This is a genomic window from Sorangium sp. So ce124 (assembly GCF_051525235.1).
In the GTDB taxonomy this organism is placed as follows: Bacteria; Myxococcota_A; Polyangia; order Polyangiales; family Polyangiaceae; genus Sorangium; species Sorangium atrum.
Genome location: NZ_CP150312.1, coordinates 1,640,967 through 1,660,003 on the forward strand (window position 1 = coordinate 1,640,967; position 19,037 = coordinate 1,660,003).

Consider the following 19,037-nt stretch of genomic DNA (forward strand, 5'->3'; position numbering starts at 1 on the left):
GGATCCAAAAATTGGCCACTCCCAGGAGAAATCGTCCCGCCGAGGCCGCGCTGACGCCCTGGGCGGTATGCAGCGCGCTGGGGCGCTGGGGCCGATCCGCCCGGATTCCGCGGCAAATCAGGCGTCACGCGGGCGCGCCGCGGCGAGCACGGCAGCGCAGGAGCGCGGCCGCGATCACCTGGCGGACTGCTGGGGCCGCATGCGCGCGCGATCGAGCGCGATGTCGAGATCGACGTCGTCGGCAGGGGCGGGCGCCGCGGGGGCAGGCTCGCCGCCGGCGCGCGCGCGCCGGTGCTCCGCGGAGCGCTGGCTCTGCCGCGCGCGCTCGAGGGCGCTCTGGTTCGCGCGCACGAGCGAGGACAGCAGCGAGCACTGCGCCCTCCGCCGCGCCACGTAGGCGGCGTCGCGCGCGGAGGGCGAGCGCGGGTTCTTCCGCTCCTCGCGCTCGGCGATCGCGAGGGCCTGCTCGGCCTGCTTCAGCTCGGCGATCGCGAGCGGGGAGAGCGGGTTGTCCCGCGCCTGCACGACGGCGGCGCGCGCCGTGACGAGCTCGGGAGGCGGCCCGGCCGCGCTCCGAGCGCAGCCCGCGAGCGAGAGCGCCAGCGCGAGCGGGACCGCGGCGCGCGCGCGGCCCGTCACTCGGCCCGCCCCGCGAGCGTGCTCGCCTCGTCCAGCGTGCGGCTCGCGGCGTCGCGGAGCCCCGCCTCCCTCACCATGAGCGTCGAGAGCTCCGCGTCGACCTCGGCCCTCCGCAGCAGCCAGCGGGCTCCTTCCTTGTCGCCCACCGACAGCCGCCGCCTCGCCTGGGCGAGCTCGCTCTTCGCCAGCGCGAGGTGCATCGCCGAGCGCCGGTCCGCGCCCGCGCCCTCCCGCTCCGCCGCGCGGATCGCCGAGAGCGCGTGGGAGAGCTCGGGCGGCGCCGCCGGCGATCGAAGGACGGCACATCCGGCGAGCTCCAGGGCGGCGAGCACGAGCGCGGCTTTGGCGAACATTTGCGTGGATTCCCGATCTCACAGCGCCAGGTGGCACCGTTGTGCACCGTGGCGCATCTCGGGCGCCTTTGTGCATCGACCAGGCCAGCGCGCTCCCCTGCGCGCGAGCTTCTCGCTCCAGCGGGGGCGTTCCGCTGCGTGGCCCGAATGCATGCCGCGGCCCTCGTGCCGTTTCCGGCGCTCGCGCAAAGGATTGCGTGATCCCGCATCGCCTTACGGCGCCTCCGACGGCACGCGCCCCTCGCGCCGCGCGATACCCCGGTCGCGTGCAACAGCGCTTGCGGCAAGTTGTCAGGAGAGTGAACTCCCGACCTCGACCATCCCACCGATCCGATGGCCGAGGGAAGCCTCCAGGGACAGGCAGACGGCGGCCAGGGACACAGAGATCGCCACCAGGGACATGGGCAAGAGCCGGGCGCGGGCCGAGGTGCTCCCGCAAGGCACAGGGAGGCTGCGTATCAGGGACGTGCGATGAAGCGTCAGGGACCCACATGCGTGCCGCGAGGGACAGGGGGCGACGCGCCAGGGACATCCCGACGCATCGTCCTCTGTCCCTGGAGCCGTTCTGTCCAGGCACGCCACGTGTATCCCTGTGGCCGTGTCGCGAAGCTCCCGAGCCTCGCGCGCTTCGATAACGGCCCTGCGCCTCTCGGGGCGCACGAGCTCGGGAGTGACGCGTCGAGGTCCTTGTGAAGGGGAGCCCGGTTCACGGCTCTCCGGAATGGATGCCCGGGATTGCCGCGCCGGACAGGGGGTCCGGCGCCGCGACCCAGGGGAGGTCGAAATGGCGAAGAAGAAGAGCGATATCGAGCAGTGGTCGGACGTCGTCCAGCAGATGAGCGCCGGCAATCTCCCGGCGATCACGGTGCCCTTGCACGTGCTCCTCGGGGAGGCGGTCGACGTGGCGAAGTTCTGCGACAAGTACTGGAAGACACAGGTCGATGCCCAGAAGCGGGTGACCCGCCTGGGCCTCGAGTCGGCGGTCCCGAAGGACGGCAAGAAGGGGGACGCCGCGCGCCTCGGGCCGAGGACGGCAGAAGAGATCCTCTCGCTGCAGCGCGCCACGCAGGAGGCGCAGACGCGGTATCTCCTGACCGTCGAGAAGAACAAGAGCCCTCGCGAGCGCGGGAAGTTCTTGCTGGGGGAGATCTCGGCGACGCTGACCTTCTATTTCGACGACGGCGTGGACGACGCAAAGGACGAGATGCTGGCCCGCATCGACGCGGCGCACGCGGAGGATCCCGACACGGCCGACGCCCTGGCGAGCGCGCTGGACGACTACGCGCTGCTCGGGGAGAAGCACCGCGACGCGCTCGACGGGCTCGGCGGCTTCGAGCCGGCTCACCTCGACGAGGCGCGCGCCGTGGCGGTCGAGCTGCGGAGCCGGCCGGCGCAGGCGGAGGCGATCTCCAGGCAGGCACAGGAGGCGCTGCTGCTCCGCAACAAGCTGGCGACGCTGCTGGTCGAGCGCATGGGCCTCGTGCGGAACGCGGCGCGCTTCGTGTTCCGTGGCCAGCCGGAGATCGTGCGCGATGTGACGAGCGCGTACGAGCGCCGCAAGCGCGCAGCGGCCCGGCGGGCCAAGGCGACGGCGGCACCCTCGCCCGCAGCACCCGCGCCGGCGACGCCTTCGCCGGCGGCGCCAGCGATGCCCCTGGAAGGCTGAGCGGCAGGCGAGGGGGCTCGCCTCGCCGCGGCAAGCGATCCAGAGCGCGATCGCAGCCCGAGACACAGGCGTCGAGCGACGCTGCCCCCAGGGAAGCCCAGCGCTTCTGCTGAGCTTCCCTGGGCGGACCCCGGATGGTACGCTGCGGTCATGAGCGCGCTGCGAGCCAAAGTGCACGGCGGCCGGCTGATCCTCGACGAGCCGACGAGCTTTGCCGAGGGGACCGTGATCGATCTCGTGGTGGCCGACAACGACGACCTGGACGGAGAAGAGCGGGCTCGTCTCGACGAGGCGCTCGAGGTGTCGCTGGCGAGCGCGCGCGAAGGCACGATCGACGCGGACGAGTTTCTGGAGGAGATCGCGCGCCTCGAGCCGGCGCGCGGATGAAGCGAGCCCGCATCCGGCTCACCAGAGAAGCCGTCCGCCAGGCGAGGGAAGCGGCCGCATGGTGGATCGAGAACCGACCTGCCGCTCCTTCCCTGTTCCGCGAGGAGCTCGCGGCCCTGCTCAGCCTGCTCAGGACAGCGCCCGAGGCCGGAGCACCGCACGCGCACCGGCGGATCAAAGGCGTTCGCCGCGCTCCACTCCCGACATCGCGTTACCTGGTCTACTACGTCGTTGACCGCGAGAGCGGAGAGGTCCTTGTGCTGGCCGTCTGGAGCGCCCTGCGCGGGCGGCCGCCGCAGCTCTCGCTGGAGTGAGCGGCAGCCGGGTGGACTCGTGCACGTAGGCGCGACGCTCGACGTCCGTTTTCTCCCGGAGCCGTAGCGCCAGGATAGCCACGGTGGCGCACCTCCGCGTCGACGCGACGCTCCGAGCGAGAGGACGTGAGCCCGCCGGCGCCTCTGCCAGCCTCCGCGAATAAACGCCCCGCGCCGGCCGTCTTCCGTCCGCCGGCTTCTTTCTCAGCGCTCGCTGCTTCCGCTACTCTGGCAATCGCTGTGCCGCCCGTCGACCCCAACCTCCGCACCACGATCGTCCACGCGTTCGCCGTCACGGTGGCGGATCCGTCCAGCCTGGTGCGCACCACGTCGCGCGGCGGGACCGACGACCCCGCGAGGAGCAGCAGCCGCGGCCCGTCGATCCTCCCCGAGGTCGGCCAGATCGTCGGCGGGCTCTACCGCCTCGGGCGCCTCCTTGGGCAGGGCATGTTCGGCAAGGTCTACGTCGCTCAGCGGATCGACGTCCCCGAGCACCAGGTCGCCCTCAAGCTCATGCCCCGCTCGCTGTACGCGATGCGGAACGTCGAGCGAGAGCTCGTCATGCTCGCGACCGTCGGGCACCCGCACGTCGTCCAGCTGAAGGACCACGGCATGAACGCCGACTACGTGTGGCTCACCATGCCGGTCTACGAGGGCGAGACCCTCGCCCAGCGGCTCGAGCGCAGCCCCCTCGGCCTGCGCGAGGCGCACGACATCTTCCTCGCCGTCGCGCGCGGGCTCGAGGCGCTCCACGCCGCCGGGCTCCGGCACCAGGACGTCAAGCCCGACAACATCTTCCTCGCGAGGTTCGCAGGCCGCGTCCACCCCATCCTGCTCGACCTGGGCGTGGCCGCGGAGCGGGAGGCCTCCTTCTGCGCCGGCACCGCGCTCTACGCCTCGCCCGAGCAGCTCCGGGCGCTGAACGGCTTCCCCGGCGCCGTGCCGCTCTCGGAGAAGATGGACACGTACGGGCTCGCCACGACCCTGCTCTACTCGCTCGTGAACCCCAGGGACTTCCCGGGCGAGTCCGCGCAGAGCCGCACCGAGCTCGCCGAGGCGCACGACGTCCGCGCCGACAAGCCGCTCGCCGACAACGCGCTGCCAGACCTCACCGGGCGCCCGCGCGAGCTGTTCCAGGCCGCGCTCAGGCGATGGCTCGCGATCGATCCGAACGAGCGCCCGTCGATGACCCAGCTCGCCGAGGAGCTCGACGTGCTGCTCGAGCCGGAGCGCGAGGCGGAGCGCGAGGCGGAGCGGCTGCGGATCAAGCAGAAGACGTCCTACCTGCGCGCGCGGATCGCGGCCGGCGCGATGACCCTCGTGGGCTGCGCGGTCGTGCTGCTCGGCTTCTCGAAGCGCGAGACGCTGCGGCTCGCGAACGAGCTCGAGCAGGCCCGCCAGCGGGGCGCCGAGTCGTTCGACAAGCTCGATACCTGCGTCGCCAGCCACCAGATCGCCCAGTCCGAGGCGATCGCGTGCCGCGGCGCCCGCGAGCAGGATCGCGCGGATTTCAACGCGACGCTGGCCACCCTCCAGAAGAGCGGCTCCACGTCGGAGGCGGAGCACGCCCGCGAGATCCAGGCGCTGCACGCGACCCAGGCGGCGCGCCTCAAGACGTGCGAGGACAGCGCGGCGGCCGCGCAGAAGGCGGCCATGGCCGAACACGAGCGGCTCGCCGAGGTCGAGAAGGCGCGCGCCGCCGTCACCGCCGAGCGCGACGAGGCCAGGGCGCTCGCCGACCAGCGCTCGGCGGACCTCGCCAACGCGGCGCAGCTGCGGGCCGCGTGCGACGCGGAGCGCGCCAGCTGTTTTGCGGAGCGCGATCGCCTGAAGGCCGACCCGTACGAGCCGGACGAGCCCGCCGCCCCGCCGCCTGCGCACGCGCCGCCTGCGCACGCGCCGCCCGCCGCGAGCGGCTCGCCGCCGCAGGCGCCGCAAGCGCCGCAGCCGGCGAACACGGGCGCCTCCCCCGCCGCAGGCGCTCCGGCGACGCCAGCGGCCCCAGCAACCCCGGCGGCCCCAGCGACGTCCACCGCGGCTCCTCCTTGAGCGCCGTCGCTGGAAGCGCCGGGAGGCGGCGCACGTCGCTGCCGCCAGGCCACCTCTGCTTGTGGCGATCGCCCGGGGAGGCTATCCGTAGGTCCAGGGAAGGCGAGGGCCATGGGTGACATTTCTCGACGTGAAATGCTGCGTCGGTTGAGCGCGGCGGGCCTCGTCCTCGGGGGCGCGGGCGGGCTCGCGGCGGTCCGGTGGGACCGCGGCGGCAGCGCCGCCGCCGCAGCCGAGCGCCAGCAGACGCGGGACTACCGGCTCCGCGACGCTCCTGCCGACCTGCCGCAGCTCGTCGTCGCCCGCGCCGGCGCCGAGGCGGTCGCCGGGGGCGCACCGGACCCGGCCGCCCTGGTCCGGAAGGCGGTCGACGCCCTCGGCGGGATGCGGCGCTTCATCTCGCGCGGGGACATCGTGGTGGTGAAGCCGAACATCGGCTGGGATCGCACGCCGATCCACGCGGCCAACACGAACCCCAAGGTCGTGGCCGAGGTGGTGCGCCTCGCCTACGACGCCGGCGCCAAGACCGTCATCGTGACGGACGCCTCGTGCAACGAGCCGAACCGCTGCTTCCAGCGCTCCGGCATCTGGAAGGCCGCCTACGACGTCGGCGCGGAGGTCGTCATCCCCGCGGCGCACCGCTTCCGCGGCATGCGCCTGAAGGGCGAGGTGCTCGACGACTGGCCCGTCTACACGCCGCTCGTCAACGCGGACAAGGTCATCAACGTCCCGATCGCGAAGCACCACAACCTGTCCAGGTACACCGCGGCGATGAAGAACTGGTACGGGGCGCTCGGCGGCCGGCGCAACCGCCTCCACCAGAACATCGACGTGTCGATCGCCGATCTCGCGACGTTCATCCAGCCGACGCTCACCATCGTGGACGCCGTCCGCGTCCTCATGCGCAACGGGCCGCAGGGCGGGAACGTCGCCGACGCGAAGGACATGCACACAGTGATCGCGACGACCGACCAGGTCGCCGCCGACGCGTACGGCTGCCAGCTCATCGGCCGCAAGCCGGAGGAGATCCCGTACCTGAAGATGGGCCACGAGCGGGGCCTGGGCACGATGCACTGGCAGAACCTGCGGCTCGCCGAGGTGTAGTACTCATGGCAAACCTCGATCCGACGCCGGCCGCGCCGGCGCAGCGTGAACCGGCGGCAGGAGCGGGCGCGGCGCCCGCGAAGGGGAGCGCGGCGCCGCCCGCCGCACCGAGCGCGGCGCCGCCCGCCGCACCGAGCGCGGCGCCGCCCGCGAAGGGGAGCGCGGCGCCGCCCGCCGCGTCCGCGAAGGAGGCCCGCTGGGGCGCGCTGTCGCGCATGGTGCGCAAGGCCGGCTCGATCGTCCGGCCCGCCCCGAAGCGCCGGCCCGGCTCCGGGCTGCCGGCGCGCAAGGTGATCCAGGTGCTCGTCTGGGTGCGCCGCGCCGTGCAGGCGGGCTGCCTCGGGCTGTTCCTCTACTTCCTGTTCCAGACGGGCTTCCGCGGCTCGTTCGCCTCCGCCGAGGCGCGCGTGCGCCTGCCGCTCCCCGTCGAGGGCTTCCTCCTCGCCGACCCGTTCGTCGGCGCGATGACCCTGCTCTCGACGCACACCGTCTACCGCGGCCTGCTCTGGTCGCTCGGGATCCTCGCGCTGACGCTCGTCTTCGGGCGCGTGTTCTGCGGCTGGATCTGCCCCTTCGGCACCCTCCACCATTTCTTCGGGTGGATCTTCCCGTCGCGCTACGGCAAGGGCGGCAAGCGCGTCGAGGCGAACAAGACGTACACGCGGCAGCGGGTGAAGTACTACCTGATGTACGCCTTCCTCGCGGCGAGCGTGGCCGGCAGCGCGATCGGGGGGCTGTTCGATCCGATCTGCGTGGCGGTCCGGGCGATCGGGCTCGCCGTCATCCCGGCCGCGCAGTACGTCGCCAGCGTGGTGACCGGCTCCGCGGCCGGGACCGGGAGCCGATCGGTGCAGCTCGCCGCGGACCACACGCAGGACTTCCTCGCGGCGAGCGTGTGGCAGACGAAGCAGTTCTACTTCCACCAGACGTGGTTCGTCGGGATCCTGTTTGTCGCGATCCTCTTCATGAACCGCTTCATTCCGCGGTTCTGGTGCCGCGTGCTCTGCCCGCTCGGCGCGTTCCTCGGCGTGTTCGCGCGCTTCGCGCTCTTCGGGATGCAGAAGGATCACGCGAAGTGCACCGACTGCAATCTGTGCCTCGTGCACTGCCAGGGCGCCGACTCGCCCCAGGGCGGGGTGAAGTGGCGGCAGGACGAGTGCCACATGTGCCTCAACTGCGAGAGCGCCTGCCCCGAGGACGTCATCAAGTTCCGCTTCCTGCCGAACCGGAAGAGCGCCCTCGTGACGCCCGACACGGGCCGCCGCACCGCCCTCGCGACCGCCGCGGCCGGCGCGGTGATCATCCCGACGGCGCGCATCGCCGACGTGCTCGACGCGAACTATGACCACCGCGTGATCCGGCCGCCGGGCTCGGTCGAGGAGCGCGAGTTCCTGGAGCGGTGCATCCGGTGCGCCGAGTGCATGAAGGTCTGCCCCAACAACGCGATCCACCCCGCGTTCTTCGAGGCGGGCATCGAGGGGCTCTGGACGCCGATCGTCATCCCGCGCATCGGGTACTGCGAGCACTCCTGCGTCCTCTGCGGCGACGTCTGCCCGACCGGAGCGATCCAGAAGATCACCGAGGAGCAGAAGATGGGCGTCGGCCAGAAGCCGATCTCGATCGGCACCGCGTTCTACGATCAGGGGCGCTGCCTGCCCTGGTCGATGAGCGTGCCGTGCATCGTCTGCGAGGAGTTCTGCCCGACGTCGCCCAAGGCGATCTGGGTCGAGGAGGTCGACATCCCGAAGCGCGAGCCGGTGGCGGCCGAGAGCGGCAAGGAGCCGCCGATGAAGATGGTCCACGTGCAGCGTCCGCACGTCGATCCGTCGCTGTGCATCGGCTGCGGCGCGTGCGAGAAGGTGTGTCCGGTGCAGGACAAGCCCGCGGTCTACGTGACCAGCGTCGGCGAGACCCGCTCGAAGACGAACGTCATCCTTCTCGAGGACACGGACTACAACAAGGCGTCTTGACCGCGCACGCCGGCTCCGCGCGGCGGGACCACGACAGGAGGCAGCTCGGGTGCGCACGCTTCGCTTCTACGGAACCTTCTCGCTCGCCGCGCTGTGCGCGCTCGCCGGCTGCGGCGAGCCGTTCACGGCGGCCGGCGCGGACGCCACGTCCACGTCGTCGAGCGGCGGCGAGGGCGGCGCCGGCGGCGCTGGCGGCGCCGGCGGCGATGGGGGCGGGGGCAGCGGGGGAGGCGGGGGCCCGGCTTCGTCGTCCGCCACGTCGGGCGGGGGCGGCGCGGGCGGGTGCGGCGCGTGCAAGGACGGGGAGTTCTGCACGGCCAGCGAGACGTGCGTCTCCTGCGCGGCCCGCGGCGGCGTGCTGTCGTTCGGCGCGCTCTCGGAGGTCGAGGTGGCGGGGGCGATGCCCGCGTTCCCGCGCGTGCGCGCCGAGGCCGGAGAGGGCGAGGCGACGCTCCGGCTCGTCTACACGGCCAAGTTCGGATCGGACGACACGAAGATCGCCACGGCCACCGGGCGGCCCTGGACGGCTGGCGAGGCCGTCTCGAGCTTCGTGGTCGACGATGCGGGCCAGGAGTCGGGTCCGCTCCTCCTGCCCCTGGACGCGCCCTCGCCGGTCGAAGGCTTCCCTGCGGGCTCGCTGCTCTTCGATCGCCTCCCCACCGAGCCGGGCAGCCTCCCGCAGCTGCTCGTCGCGGATGGGATCGAGGCGACGCAGGCGAACGCGCTCCCTGCGCTCAACCCGGACGGGGGGAGCCGCTCCGTGGCGGTCGCCCACGGGCTTCGGCCCTCCTACCGGTACTGGTTCATGAGCAGGCACCAGGAGGGCGGCGGGACCACGAGCCGGCTCGTCACGAAGCGCGCAGAGGATGCGGAGGTGCAGGTGCTCGACATCCACCTGCCAGGCGACTGCCCGGCGCAGGGAGACGACCTCGCCCCGTGGGTGACGCCCGACGGCAGCCTGCTCTTCTTCCAGGCGCCCTACAGCGCGCGCGGCGAGTGCGAGGCGGCGTCGGTGCTGCGGAGCTTCTATGTGGCGCTCGGGGACGACGGGCTGCCCGTGGACGGTCAGCCGGCGAGGATGCTGCTGCCGAACCTGGCCCCGACCGTCGCCGTCATGACCCCGTCGCTCTCTCCGGACGAGTGCACGCTCTACCTGGCGTCCAACAAGGACGGGCAGCAGAAGCTCTACTCCGCCTCTCGGCGGTAGCCGGCGCGACGCGTTGGGATCGAGGGGGAGGCCTTCAGCGTCGCCCGGCCCGAGGTGGGCCTACAGGGGCGCGGGGAGGCGGGGGCTCACTGCGCGCGGAAGCCCTCGGCGGGGCGGAGGCGCGCGGCGTAGAGGCTGGGCACGATCGTGGCCGCGAGGCAGATGAGGATGGCGATGCAGCCCGTGATGATGAACTCCTGCGGGCGCGCCTGGACGGGGAGGTGGGAGATGAAATAGACCTTCGGGTCCAGCGGGAAGCCGTACACAAGGAGCCCCTTGCACACGGCCACGCCGAGCAGGAGGCCCAGCGTGGTGCCCGCGACGCCGATGATCCCGCCCTGGTAGAGGAAGATGCGCAGGACGGCGGCGTCCGTGGCCCCCATCGCCTTGAGGACCGCGATCTCCTTCTTCTTGTCGAGGACCACCATGATGAGCGTCGCGATCACCGTGAACGCGGCGACCACGATGATGAGCGCCAGCACCGCGCTCATGCCGATCTGCTGGATGCGCAGCGCCGTGAAGAGCCCGTGGTTCAGCTCTTCCCAGTCCATCGTGTAATAGAGCCCGCTGCCGAGGAGCTTGCTGATCTCGCGCGCGATGCCGCTCGCGTTGTCGATGTCGTCGACCTTCATCTCGACGCCGGTCACCGTGTCGCCCTGGTCGTAGAACGCCTGCGTCTCGTAGAGATCGGCGTACGCCAGCTTGGTGTCGTACTGCTCGAAGCCGGCCTCGAAGATCGCGATGACCCGGAATCGCTTGGCGACCGGCGGCTTGATGGCGCCGTTCGCGAACGAGAAGCCGATCGTGGGCGAGGTGACGGTGACGCACTGGCCGAGCTCGAGGGACAGGTTCTTCGCCAGCGCGGCGCCGATCACGATGCCCGGCATCCTGGCGATCTGCTCCTTGTCGGCGCAGGGGTCCGGATCGACCTCGGGCGGCAGCTCGTCGTCATCAGGGAGGACGCTGCCATAGCCGCCCTGCGGCTCGATCGCGCCCCGCGGGGCCCCCTCGGCGACAGCGACCTCGGCCTCCTCGTCCCTGGCGTCCGGCGCGCCGTCCGCCTCGGCCGCGCGCGACGTCGGGGGCGCGAGCGCGGCGTCGCGCGCGGCCGCGGCGCGCTCGTCCTCGCGGATCCGCGCCTCGTAGGCCTTCAGCAGATCGATCTCGGCGCCCGCGTCCGGCGCGGGCGCGTCCGGCGCGAGCGCGCCCCGCGCCCCCGCGTCCGGCTCCAGGACGGGGACGTCGGGCAACGACGGCACGGCGCGCTCGGCGGGCTTCGAGCCAGGGCGCCGCAGCCCGGCGAGATCGCCGCCCGGGAGGATGTGACGGGGCAGGTCGAGCACGGCCGTGGAGGCGCCCTCGGCCCCCACGCCGAGGCTCCTGGCCGGGTCGACCCCCTTGACCAGGACGCCGGTCGCCGTCGCGTCGCCGTGCGTCAGCATCATGGGGTTGATGCTGAACGGCGCGACGCCGATGACGCCGGGAACCTTGGAGACCTGCTCCATGATCGTGCGGTACTCACGGAAGTCCGTCGAGTACTTGATCACCAGGACGTGCGCGTTGACGCCCAGGACCTTCTCGCGGAACTCCGCCTGAAAGCCCCCGGTCACGCTCATCACGGTCGCGAGCGCCGCGACCCCGAGCGCGACCCCGAGGATCGCGAACGTGGTGCCGACCGAGATGAACGCCCGCTTCTTGGAGCCGAGATATCGCAGCGCGACCTCGATAGGGTAGCTCATCGCGGTGCCCTCCTAGCAGAACGCGGCGCGCGCGGCACGCTGGGCCGCCATGGTCGGCGACGGGCCGACCCGCGGTCGACGCGCGCTCACCGCGGCCTTTCGCGCGCGGGGTCCGCATGATCTCGCTTCCCGGACCGAACGCCTGCTAGAATCCAATCCTGTCGCAGCTGCCGGCATGTGGCGTGCACTTCTGCCCGCGAGCCTTTCATGAGCGCCACCAAAAACGAGCACCACACCGCGCGCAGCAGGGTCTTCAACGCCGAGGAAGGCGCGCTCGAGGAGGCACCGCCGTCGCGCCCCACGAGCGCGGCTGGCGGGGCTCGTTCGTCCGGTGTCGCGGCCGCGTTCGCGCCGTCCTCCGTGGAGCCGGGCGGCGCCGATGACGACGTGCCGGTGGAGGTCGAGCTCCGCCCCTCGTCGAGGCCCTCCAGGGCGGGGTGGGTCGAGGGGCCCGCGAGCGAGGTGCCGCCGAGCTTCCGGGCTCCGCCGAGCTTCCGGGCGCCGCCGCCGCTGCGCCAGATGGCCCCGCGGCTCGGGCGGCAGAGCGAGCCCGACGCCGACGAGATCAGCGGGCGAACGAGCCCGGTGCCGATCAGCGAAGGGGAGCCCTCCCTGGAGATCCCGCCGCCGGACGAGGTCGAGCCGCGCGAGCGGCGGCCGCCGGGCGCCAAGGACCCTTACATCGGGACGACCTTCGATCACCGGTACAAGATCGAGCGGCTGCTCGGCGAGGGCGGGATGGGGTTCGTCTACCTCGCCCGCCACAAGGTCATCGACAAGCGCGTCGCGGTGAAGGTGCTCCGCGCGGAGCTCGCGCGGGACCGCGAGATCTTCGAGCGCTTCGTGCAGGAGGCCCGCTCCGCGTCGAGCATCGGCAACCCGCACATCGTGGACATCTCCGATTTCGGCGACCTGCCGGACGGCTCCACGTACTTCGTCATGGAGTACCTGGAAGGCGTGAGCCTGGCGCAGCTCATCGACTCGCCGAACGACCTGCCGATGGAGCGCATCTGCCACATCGCGCTGCAGCTGTCCGCGGGGCTCGCCGCCGCGCACGACGCCGGCATCATCCACCGCGATCTCAAGCCGGACAACGTCTTCGTGGTCGCCCGCGGCAGCGATCCGAACTTCGTGAAGATCCTCGACTTCGGGATCGCGAAGGTGTCGACGAGCACGACGACCAAGCTGACGCGCGCCGGCGCGGTGTTCGGGACGCCGCACTACATGTCCCCGGAGCAGGCCGCGGGGGCGCCGATCGATCACCGGACCGACATCTATTCGCTCGGCGTGATGCTCTATGAGCTCGTGAGCCGCCAGCTCCCGTTCAACGCCGACAACTTCATGGGGATCCTGACGCAGCACATGTACAAGGCGCCGGTCCCCATCCGCGCGCTCGTCGGCGGCCCCGACTGCCCGCCCGGGCTCGAGGCGGTGATCCTGAAGTGCCTCTCCAAGAAGCCGGAGTCGCGCTACCAGACCATGGGCGATCTCCACACCGACCTCGAGCAGGTGAAGTGCGGGGGCGTGCCTGGCGCGGTCGCGGAGATGATGGCGCGCTCGGGCGGCTTCAACGTGCCGCACGATTACTTCAAGACCTCGAAGGTGATCGTCCCCGCGACGCCGCCGTCGCCCCCGCGCTCGCACTGGCCCCGCTACGTGTGGGTGGCCGGGGCGGCGGCCGCGGTGGGGATCGTGACGGCGATCTTCGTCATCGGCGCGAGCGGGTCTGCCAGGGACAACGCCCAGAAGGCGCAGAAGCCGCCGGTCGAGGCGCCCGCCAAGCCGGCGCCCCCCGAGCCGCCGCCGGTGCAGAAGATGGCGGTCGCGCTGGCCGCGGTGCCGGAGACGGCGGTCGGCTACCGCAACGGCGTGGAGCTGAAGCTGCCGGCGAGCATCGACGTGGAGCAGGGGCAGACGGTCACGATCGACATCCGGGCCGAGGGGTACCAGACAAGCACGGTGGTGCTCGACGGCACCGAGCCGAGCAAGCTCGTGAAGCTCGAGGCCGACGAGAAGAGCGGTCCGAAGGCGAGGCCCGGGGCGGGCCGGCCGCCGGCGGTGCCGGCGACCCGGACCCCCAAGAACCCGGATGTCCGGGACCCCTGGGCTCACCCGAAGAGGTGAGCGCGCGCTCGGCGGGGGCCCTGCTCGCCGTGGCCCGTGATAAGCCGCAGGCGTGACCCCGATCGATCACCTCATCGACGCCGTCCCCGAGGACGTGCTCGGCATCTGTCGCCGCCTCCGCGAGCGCGGCAAGCGCGGCTGGATCGTGGGCGGCTGCGTGCGCGACCTGCTCCGCGGGCAGGAGGCCAAGGACTGGGACGTCGCGACAGACGCGCGGCCGGAAGAGGTCGTGGCCGCGTTCCGGAAGGTGATCCCGACCGGGATCCAGCACGGGACGGTGACCGTGCTCGTGCGCGGCGTGCCGTACGAGGTCACGACCCTGCGCGGCGACGGGACCTACAGCGACGGCAGGCGGCCGGATCGGGTCGAGTTCGTGGACGACATCACCGCCGATCTCGCGCGGCGGGACTTCACCATGAACGCCATCGCGATCGATCCGGTGGACGGGCACCTCATCGATCCGTTCGGCGGGCGGAGCGATCTCGAGGCGAAGATCATCCGCGCGGTCGGGGATCCGGGCGCGCGGTTCGCCGAGGACGGGCTGCGGGTGCTGCGCGCGGCGCGCTTCGCCGCGACGCTGGAGGGCACGCTGGACCCCGAGACCGAGCGCGCCATGGGCACCGCGCGGTCGCACCAGACGTTCCGCTGCGTGAGCGCGGAGCGGGTGCGCGACGAGTGGCTGAAGGCGATGCGCGCGCGACGCCCGAGCGTGGCGTTCGAGATCATGCGCCGGACGGAGCTGCTGGCGATCACCTGCCCGGAGATGATCGAGTCTGTCGGGTGCGAGCAGAACCGGTGGCACGCCTACGACGTGTGGGGGCACGCGATGGCCTGCCTCGACGCGTGCAAGCCCGAGCCGATCCTCCGCGTGGCGGCGCTGATGCACGACATCGGGAAGCCGAGGACGCGCGAGTTCTCCGAGAAGACGAAGGACTACACGTTCTATGAGCACGAGCGGGTCGGGGCCGAGATGGCCGACCCGATCCTCACGCGGCTCCGCTTCTCGAACGACGAGCGCGCGCGGATCGTGGCGCTCATTCGACACCACCTGATCTGCTACGACGACACCTGGACGGACGCAGCGGTGCGCCGCTGGCTCCGCCGGGTGACCCCGGCGCTGGCGCCGGATCTCTACGAGATCGGCTTCGCCGACGCGCTCGGCAAGGGGCGCGAGGCGACCGAGGACATCGCCACGATAGGGCGGCTCCGGGAGCGCGTGGACGCGCTGCTCGCGGCCGGCGCGGCGCTCTCCGCCAAGGATCTCGCCGTGAACGGCAATCGATTGATGAAGGAGCTCGGCATTCCGCCGAGCCGGCTGGTCGGCGAGCTCCTGGAGCGCCTCGTCGAGCTCGTCACCGAAGAGCCCGAGGCGAACACGCCCGAGCGCCTGCTCGCGGCGGCGCGCGAACTCGTCGCCTCGAAGAGCGCAGTCTAGCTCCCCCCGGCCGTCGCAAAGGTGCGAGTCCCGCCGCGGAACGGACGAGGGGAGCCGCCAGGATCGCTGTGCGCCGCGCTCGCCGCGTGTGCCCGAGGGTGGTCTCGCCGGGCTGCCCCGGGCCGCCTCGTCGGGCGTCGCTCCCATTCACCCGCCCTCGGCCATCTCCTCGCTCCTTTGGTGAGCCTGTCCCAGAGGGCGAGTCGAATGGTCGTGGACAAGGTCCCTGGACCGACAACGGTGGTCGGTTGTCTACCTCCTGTCGGGCTAGATTATTTCATGTCGATCGCGTCCATCGGGACGTGAGTCTGGTAACATCCGTCGCTGCGCATTGTCGCGTTCCCCGATTTGGAGGTCAATTTGAAGCTCTCGACGAAGACGCTTGTTGGGCTGGTTGGTCTGGGTTTGCTTGCGGCCGCGGCGGCCATCGGCGGGTGTTCCGGCGGGGGTGGTGAGGCGAGCCCCGGCAACAGCGGCTCTGGGAGCGGCAGCGGCAGCGGCGGCAGCGGCGGCAGCGGCGAGACGTCCGGGAGCGGGTTCGGGAACGGCGGTGAGTTCGATGTCGGCTCAGGGACCGGGGACAAGGACGCGGGGCTCAACGAGGACACGGCGTGCATCGCGACCCGATTGCAGGCCGATTACCAGCAGCGCCCGGCCGACATCATCTTCATCATCGACAACTCGGGGAGCATGACGGACGAGATCAACAGCGTTCAGCGGAACATCAACCAGAACTTCGCCTCGATCATCGCGGCGAGCAAGATCGATTACCGCGTCATCATGCTCTCGAAGCACGGCAGCTCGGACGTCGAGCAGTCGGTCTGCATCGAGGCGCCGCTCGGCAGCGGGAGCTGCTCGCCGGTCCCGCAGAACCCGAACAGCAACCCGCCGCACTTCTACCAGTACAGCCTGGAGATCGGCAGCCTCGACTCGCTCTGTCTGGCGATCGACACGTTCAATGGGGCGATCCCGCCCAAGGGAGAGACCACGTCGGCCGGGTGGTCGCAGTGGCTGCGGACGGACTCGCTGAAGGTGTTCGTCGAGATCACCGATGACGGCGTCGACTGCACGACGAAGTCGCTCGGCGCGGACAAGGCGGTCTTCGACGAGGGGGCTGACATCGAGCTCCGCGACGTCGACGATGACGAGCCCGCGAACAAGAACGTCGCCGGCGGCACCAAATCGGCAGAGGCCTTCGACGCGGCCCTGACGGCGATCGCGCCGGAACTTTTCGGCTCGAAGGACGCGCGCAACTACAAGTTCTTCAGCTTCGTTGGCATCAAGGAGAACAACCCGCCGACCGCCCCCTGGCCGCCGGAGGCGCCCGCCACCTGGGAGCAGTGCCGGCCAGACTCGGTCGATCCCGGGACGACGTATCAGGTCCTCAGCGTCATGACCGGCGGGCTGAGATACCCGATCCAGCAGCACGCCACCTACGATGCGGTGTTCCAGGCCATCGCGGACAGCGTGATCTCGGGCGCCAAGCTGTCGTGTGAGATCGAGGTGCCCAAGGCGCCGGATGGGCACTCGATCGACCTGAAGACGGTGCAGATCGAGTTCACGCCGAGCAACGGCGGGCAGAAGAGGACCTTCTCGCAGGTGAAGAGCCTCGAGGAGTGCGCGGGGACGTCCTCGTCCTTCTACATCGAGGAGGGGATCATCAAGCTGTGCGAGGACACGTGCGCCATGGCGGCGCAGGACAACACAGCGGGCATGGAGCTGCTCTACGGCTGTTCGGTCAACCCGAACTGAGCGAGGAGGCGCTCCCGGGCGCGACGCCCCGGGAGCGCCGCCACCTCGGGGCGCCCGGCCGAGCGAGCCCTCTCCGTGGAGGGATCGCGGGAGCCGGGCGCCCGCACCTGCTACCCTGCGCGAAAGGCAGATGCGGGTCGATGTGGCGTGCCGTGCCGGCCACGGCGGGAGCGAGGAGCCCGAGACGGTCACCCTGGGGGAGCGCCGCGTGCGGGTGACGGAGATCCTCGACCGGTGGCCCGGGGGCGATCACCTCTACTTCAAGGTGCGCGGGGACGACGGCGCACGGTACATCCTGCGGCGGGATTTCGAGATCCTCGTCTGGGAGCTCGAGGTCTATGAGGCCGCCGAGGAGGAGAGGGGGACCGGTCAGGGGTAGACAGGCCGGCCGCGCACGAAGGCGCGCTGGACGGTCGCGTCGGACGCGAAGACGAGGTGGTTCAGCGTCTCGGCCTCGCCGATCACGTGCTCGGGGAAACGGACGGCGATGAAGTCCGCCTCCTTGCCGACGTCGAGGCTGCCGACGACGCGGCCCAGGCCGACGGCGTCGGCGGTGCCCTGCGTGGCCATGACGAAGAGATCGGCGGGGGTCAGGCGGTCGCCGAGGCAGAGGGCGTTGTCGAAGGCGCTCGACATGCTGCGGCGCATGTCGAAGCTGCGGCCGGCGCCGACGTCGCTGCCCAGCCCGACCGGGACCCCGCGCGCGCGCGGGTCGGAGAGGCGCATGCGGCCGCTGCCCAGGAAGAAGTTCGAGTCGGGGCAGTGGACGACCGACGAGCCCGTCTCCGCGAGGCGGTCCCACTCGCGCGGCGAGAGGTGAATGGCATGCGCGAGCAGGGCGCGCCCGGTGAGCAGGCCGACGCGGTCGTAGACGTCGACGTAGTCGCGCGCCCAGGGGTGGGCGCGCAACGTGGCCTCGCCCTCGGCCGGGTTCTCGGCGACGTGCGTCTGCACGAGGAGGCCGTGATCGCGGGCGAGCCGCGCGGCCGCCTCCATCAAGGGACGGGAGCAGCTCGGGGCAAAGCGGGGGGTGATCGCGAACTCGAGGAGGCCGCCGCCCTCGCCGTGCCAGCGCTGCGCGAGATCCCGGGCGGCGGGGATGGCCTCGTCGCGAGGGACGCGGAGCGCCTCCGGGCAGCTCTGGTCCATGAGCGTGAGGCCGGCGATGCCGCGCAGGCCGGCGGCCAGCAGGGCGCGGAACAGCCGGTCGGTCGCGCCGGCGCACGAGCTGGAGAAGACGATGCAGGTGGTCGTGCCCGACGCGAGCAGCCGACCCGTGAACTCGCCGGCGACGAGCGTGGCATAGGCCTCGTCGCGGAAGCGGGCCTCCTCGGGGAAGACCGACCGCTCCAGCCAGTCGAGCAGCGGGCCGCTGGCGCTGCCGATGACGCGCGTCTGCGGGAAATGGACGTGCGCGTCGATGAAGCCCGGCATCAACACCGCAGGCCGCAGGTCCAGCACCGGCCCGCGGAACGCGCCCGGGGCGAACGGCGCTGCCTGGGCGATCCGACCGTCGCCGCCGACAACGAGCAGCGCGTCGTCGATGGTCCGGACCTGAGCGCCGTCGGGCGACGCGGGGATCGGGGTGAGCAGGCGACCGCGGTAGGCGCGCGGCGACTCCGGCGAGCGCGCGCTCATCGGATGGCGATCTCGCTCCGGCGGGCCCAGCCCATGAGCAGGTCGCCCCCGCCGTTCTTCATGACGAGGGCCCACGCGCCCGCCTCGCGCACGATCATCACGATCTCGCCGGCGGCGATGGAGCCGACCCGGGCGCCGTCCGCCCGCGGCTCGTCGAGCAGCGTGATGCCGCGCGCGGCGATGCCCGCCTGGAGGCGCCCAGGCGCGCCCGGGTCCTCCTCGTCGTCGAAGGCAGGGCCGTCGTCGTGAGGTGATGGGCGCTCGTCGGAGCCTGGATCCTCGTCGAACGGGAAACGAGGGTGGACCTGCGCGCCCCGATCCGCCGGGGGACGCCCGTCGAGGACGTGCGCGAACCGGCCAGCGCTCTGCACCGGCGAGCGATCGCCGGCGACCGCCCGAAACACGACAGGCGCCATCGGGATCAGCACGACGGCGGCGGCGGCGAGGAGCACGAGCCCGGTCAGCCGATCGAGCTGGCGCGCGCGCGGCGGGGCCGGCGCGGCGCCCGGCGGCTCCGCCCGGGCAGCGAGGCGTGTGCCGGCGTGCTCGGCGCGCACGTCGCGGGGGCCAGGCGAGGCACCCTGTCCGGCGGGGGGGTGGTCCATCAGCGCAGAGGATACGCGCTGCGGCGAGCGCGGTCGACTGCGCGGCGAGCGCGAG

16 protein-coding genes are annotated in these 19,037 nt (G+C 71.9%); 11 read left to right on the plus strand and 5 right to left on the minus strand.

Annotated features, from left to right (window positions below; translation table 11 throughout):
- Nucleotides 1-174: 174 nt before the first annotated feature.
- Together WMF19_RS06120 and WMF19_RS06125 are read right to left on the minus strand one after the other, a co-directional pair.
- Nucleotides 175-639: a hypothetical protein gene (locus WMF19_RS06120; RefSeq protein WP_437898189.1), complete on the minus strand. Its 465-nt coding sequence runs from the start codon at nt 637-639 to the stop codon at nt 175-177.
- Nucleotides 636-992, minus strand: a complete 357-nt coding sequence (locus tag WMF19_RS06125) for a DUF4398 domain-containing protein (RefSeq protein WP_437898190.1) — start codon at nt 990-992, stop codon at nt 636-638. The genes WMF19_RS06120 and WMF19_RS06125 overlap by 4 nt, the downstream gene beginning before the upstream one ends.
- A gap of 784 nt (nt 993-1,776) precedes the next feature.
- Here WMF19_RS06125 and WMF19_RS06130 point away from each other — a divergent pair.
- The 7 genes from WMF19_RS06130 (at nt 1,777) to WMF19_RS06160 (ending at nt 9,689) form a co-directional block, all read left to right on the plus strand.
- Nucleotides 1,777-2,658, plus strand: a complete 882-nt coding sequence (locus tag WMF19_RS06130; protein ID WP_437898191.1) for a hypothetical protein — start codon at nt 1,777-1,779, stop codon at nt 2,656-2,658.
- Between the two features lie 150 nt (nt 2,659-2,808).
- Nucleotides 2,809-3,045 carry a hypothetical protein gene (locus tag WMF19_RS06135; RefSeq protein WP_437898192.1) on the plus strand — a complete coding sequence of 79 codons (237 nt, stop codon included), beginning with the start codon at nt 2,809-2,811 and terminating at the stop codon, nt 3,043-3,045.
- Entirely contained in the window at nt 3,042-3,359 is a 318-nt protein-coding gene (locus WMF19_RS06140) for a type II toxin-antitoxin system RelE/ParE family toxin (RefSeq protein ID WP_437898193.1), read from the plus strand. The genes WMF19_RS06135 and WMF19_RS06140 overlap by 4 nt, the downstream gene beginning before the upstream one ends.
- A 240-nt stretch (nt 3,360-3,599) precedes the next feature.
- Complete coding sequence (locus WMF19_RS06145) at nt 3,600-5,408, plus strand: serine/threonine protein kinase (protein WP_437898194.1); 1,809 nt, start codon at nt 3,600-3,602, stop codon at nt 5,406-5,408.
- Between the two features lie 111 nt (nt 5,409-5,519).
- Nucleotides 5,520-6,512, plus strand: a complete 993-nt coding sequence (locus tag WMF19_RS06150) for a DUF362 domain-containing protein (RefSeq protein WP_437898195.1) — start codon at nt 5,520-5,522, stop codon at nt 6,510-6,512.
- A 5-nt stretch (nt 6,513-6,517) separates the two neighbouring features.
- Nucleotides 6,518-8,482 (plus strand): 4Fe-4S binding protein, encoded by a 1,965-nt coding sequence (locus WMF19_RS06155; RefSeq protein WP_437898196.1) that lies wholly within the window; start codon nt 6,518-6,520, stop codon nt 8,480-8,482.
- 49 nt (nt 8,483-8,531) lie between these two features.
- Nucleotides 8,532-9,689 carry a hypothetical protein gene (locus tag WMF19_RS06160; RefSeq protein WP_437898197.1) on the plus strand — a complete coding sequence of 386 codons (1,158 nt, stop codon included), beginning with the start codon at nt 8,532-8,534 and terminating at the stop codon, nt 9,687-9,689.
- A gap of 86 nt (nt 9,690-9,775) precedes the next feature.
- On the opposite strand, the gene WMF19_RS06165 is transcribed toward WMF19_RS06160, so the two are convergent.
- Nucleotides 9,776-11,428, minus strand: coding sequence for an ABC transporter permease (locus WMF19_RS06165; protein WP_437898198.1), 1,653 nt, complete (start codon nt 11,426-11,428; stop codon nt 9,776-9,778).
- Between the two features lie 207 nt (nt 11,429-11,635).
- Here WMF19_RS06165 and WMF19_RS06170 point away from each other — a divergent pair, with 207 nt between their 5' ends.
- The 4 genes from WMF19_RS06170 (at nt 11,636) to WMF19_RS06185 (ending at nt 17,118) form a co-directional block, all read left to right on the plus strand.
- Entirely contained in the window at nt 11,636-13,552 is a 1,917-nt protein-coding gene (locus WMF19_RS06170; protein ID WP_437898199.1) for a protein kinase domain-containing protein, read from the plus strand.
- 52 nt (nt 13,553-13,604) lie between these two features.
- Nucleotides 13,605-14,987, plus strand: a complete 1,383-nt coding sequence (locus WMF19_RS06175) for a CCA tRNA nucleotidyltransferase (protein ID WP_437898200.1) — start codon at nt 13,605-13,607, stop codon at nt 14,985-14,987.
- Between the two features lie 360 nt (nt 14,988-15,347).
- Entirely contained in the window at nt 15,348-16,739 is a 1,392-nt protein-coding gene (locus WMF19_RS06180) for a hypothetical protein (RefSeq protein ID WP_437898201.1), read from the plus strand.
- Between the two features lie 130 nt (nt 16,740-16,869).
- Entirely contained in the window at nt 16,870-17,118 is a 249-nt protein-coding gene (locus tag WMF19_RS06185; RefSeq protein ID WP_272100653.1) for a hypothetical protein, read from the plus strand.
- On the opposite strand, the gene WMF19_RS06190 is transcribed toward WMF19_RS06185, so the two are convergent.
- Nucleotides 17,109-18,377 (minus strand): guanine deaminase, encoded by a 1,269-nt coding sequence (locus WMF19_RS06190; RefSeq protein WP_437898202.1) that lies wholly within the window; start codon nt 18,375-18,377, stop codon nt 17,109-17,111. The two genes, WMF19_RS06185 and WMF19_RS06190, sit on opposite strands and share 10 nt — an antisense overlap.
- Entirely contained in the window at nt 18,374-18,982 is a 609-nt protein-coding gene (locus WMF19_RS06195) for an SH3 domain-containing protein (protein WP_437898203.1), read from the minus strand. The genes WMF19_RS06190 and WMF19_RS06195 overlap by 4 nt, the downstream gene beginning before the upstream one ends.
- Between the last annotated feature and the right edge of the window lie 55 nt (nt 18,983-19,037).

Bases quoted from the DNA above. Each gene is read 5' to 3' on its own strand.
- WMF19_RS06135 (WP_437898192.1), top strand. From the start codon at position 2,809: ATGAGCGCGCTGCGAGCCAAAGTGCACGGCGGCCGGCTGATCCTCGAC.
- WMF19_RS06130 (WP_437898191.1), top strand. From the start codon at position 1,777: ATGGCGAAGAAGAAGAGCGATATCGAGCAGTGGTCGGACGTCGTCCAG.
- WMF19_RS06195 (WP_437898203.1), bottom strand. From the start codon at position 18,982: ATGGACCACCCCCCCGCCGGACAGGGTGCCTCGCCTGGCCCCCGCGAC.
- WMF19_RS06190 (WP_437898202.1), bottom strand. From the start codon at position 18,377: ATGAGCGCGCGCTCGCCGGAGTCGCCGCGCGCCTACCGCGGTCGCCTG.
- WMF19_RS06150 (WP_437898195.1), top strand. From the start codon at position 5,520: ATGGGTGACATTTCTCGACGTGAAATGCTGCGTCGGTTGAGCGCGGCG.
- WMF19_RS06155 (WP_437898196.1), top strand. From the start codon at position 6,518: ATGGCAAACCTCGATCCGACGCCGGCCGCGCCGGCGCAGCGTGAACCG.
- WMF19_RS06170 (WP_437898199.1), top strand. From the start codon at position 11,636: ATGAGCGCCACCAAAAACGAGCACCACACCGCGCGCAGCAGGGTCTTC.
- WMF19_RS06185 (WP_272100653.1), top strand. From the start codon at position 16,870: ATGCGGGTCGATGTGGCGTGCCGTGCCGGCCACGGCGGGAGCGAGGAG.
- WMF19_RS06125 (WP_437898190.1), bottom strand. From the start codon at position 992: ATGTTCGCCAAAGCCGCGCTCGTGCTCGCCGCCCTGGAGCTCGCCGGA.
- WMF19_RS06165 (WP_437898198.1), bottom strand. From the start codon at position 11,428: ATGAGCTACCCTATCGAGGTCGCGCTGCGATATCTCGGCTCCAAGAAG.
- WMF19_RS06140 (WP_437898193.1), top strand. From the start codon at position 3,042: ATGAAGCGAGCCCGCATCCGGCTCACCAGAGAAGCCGTCCGCCAGGCG.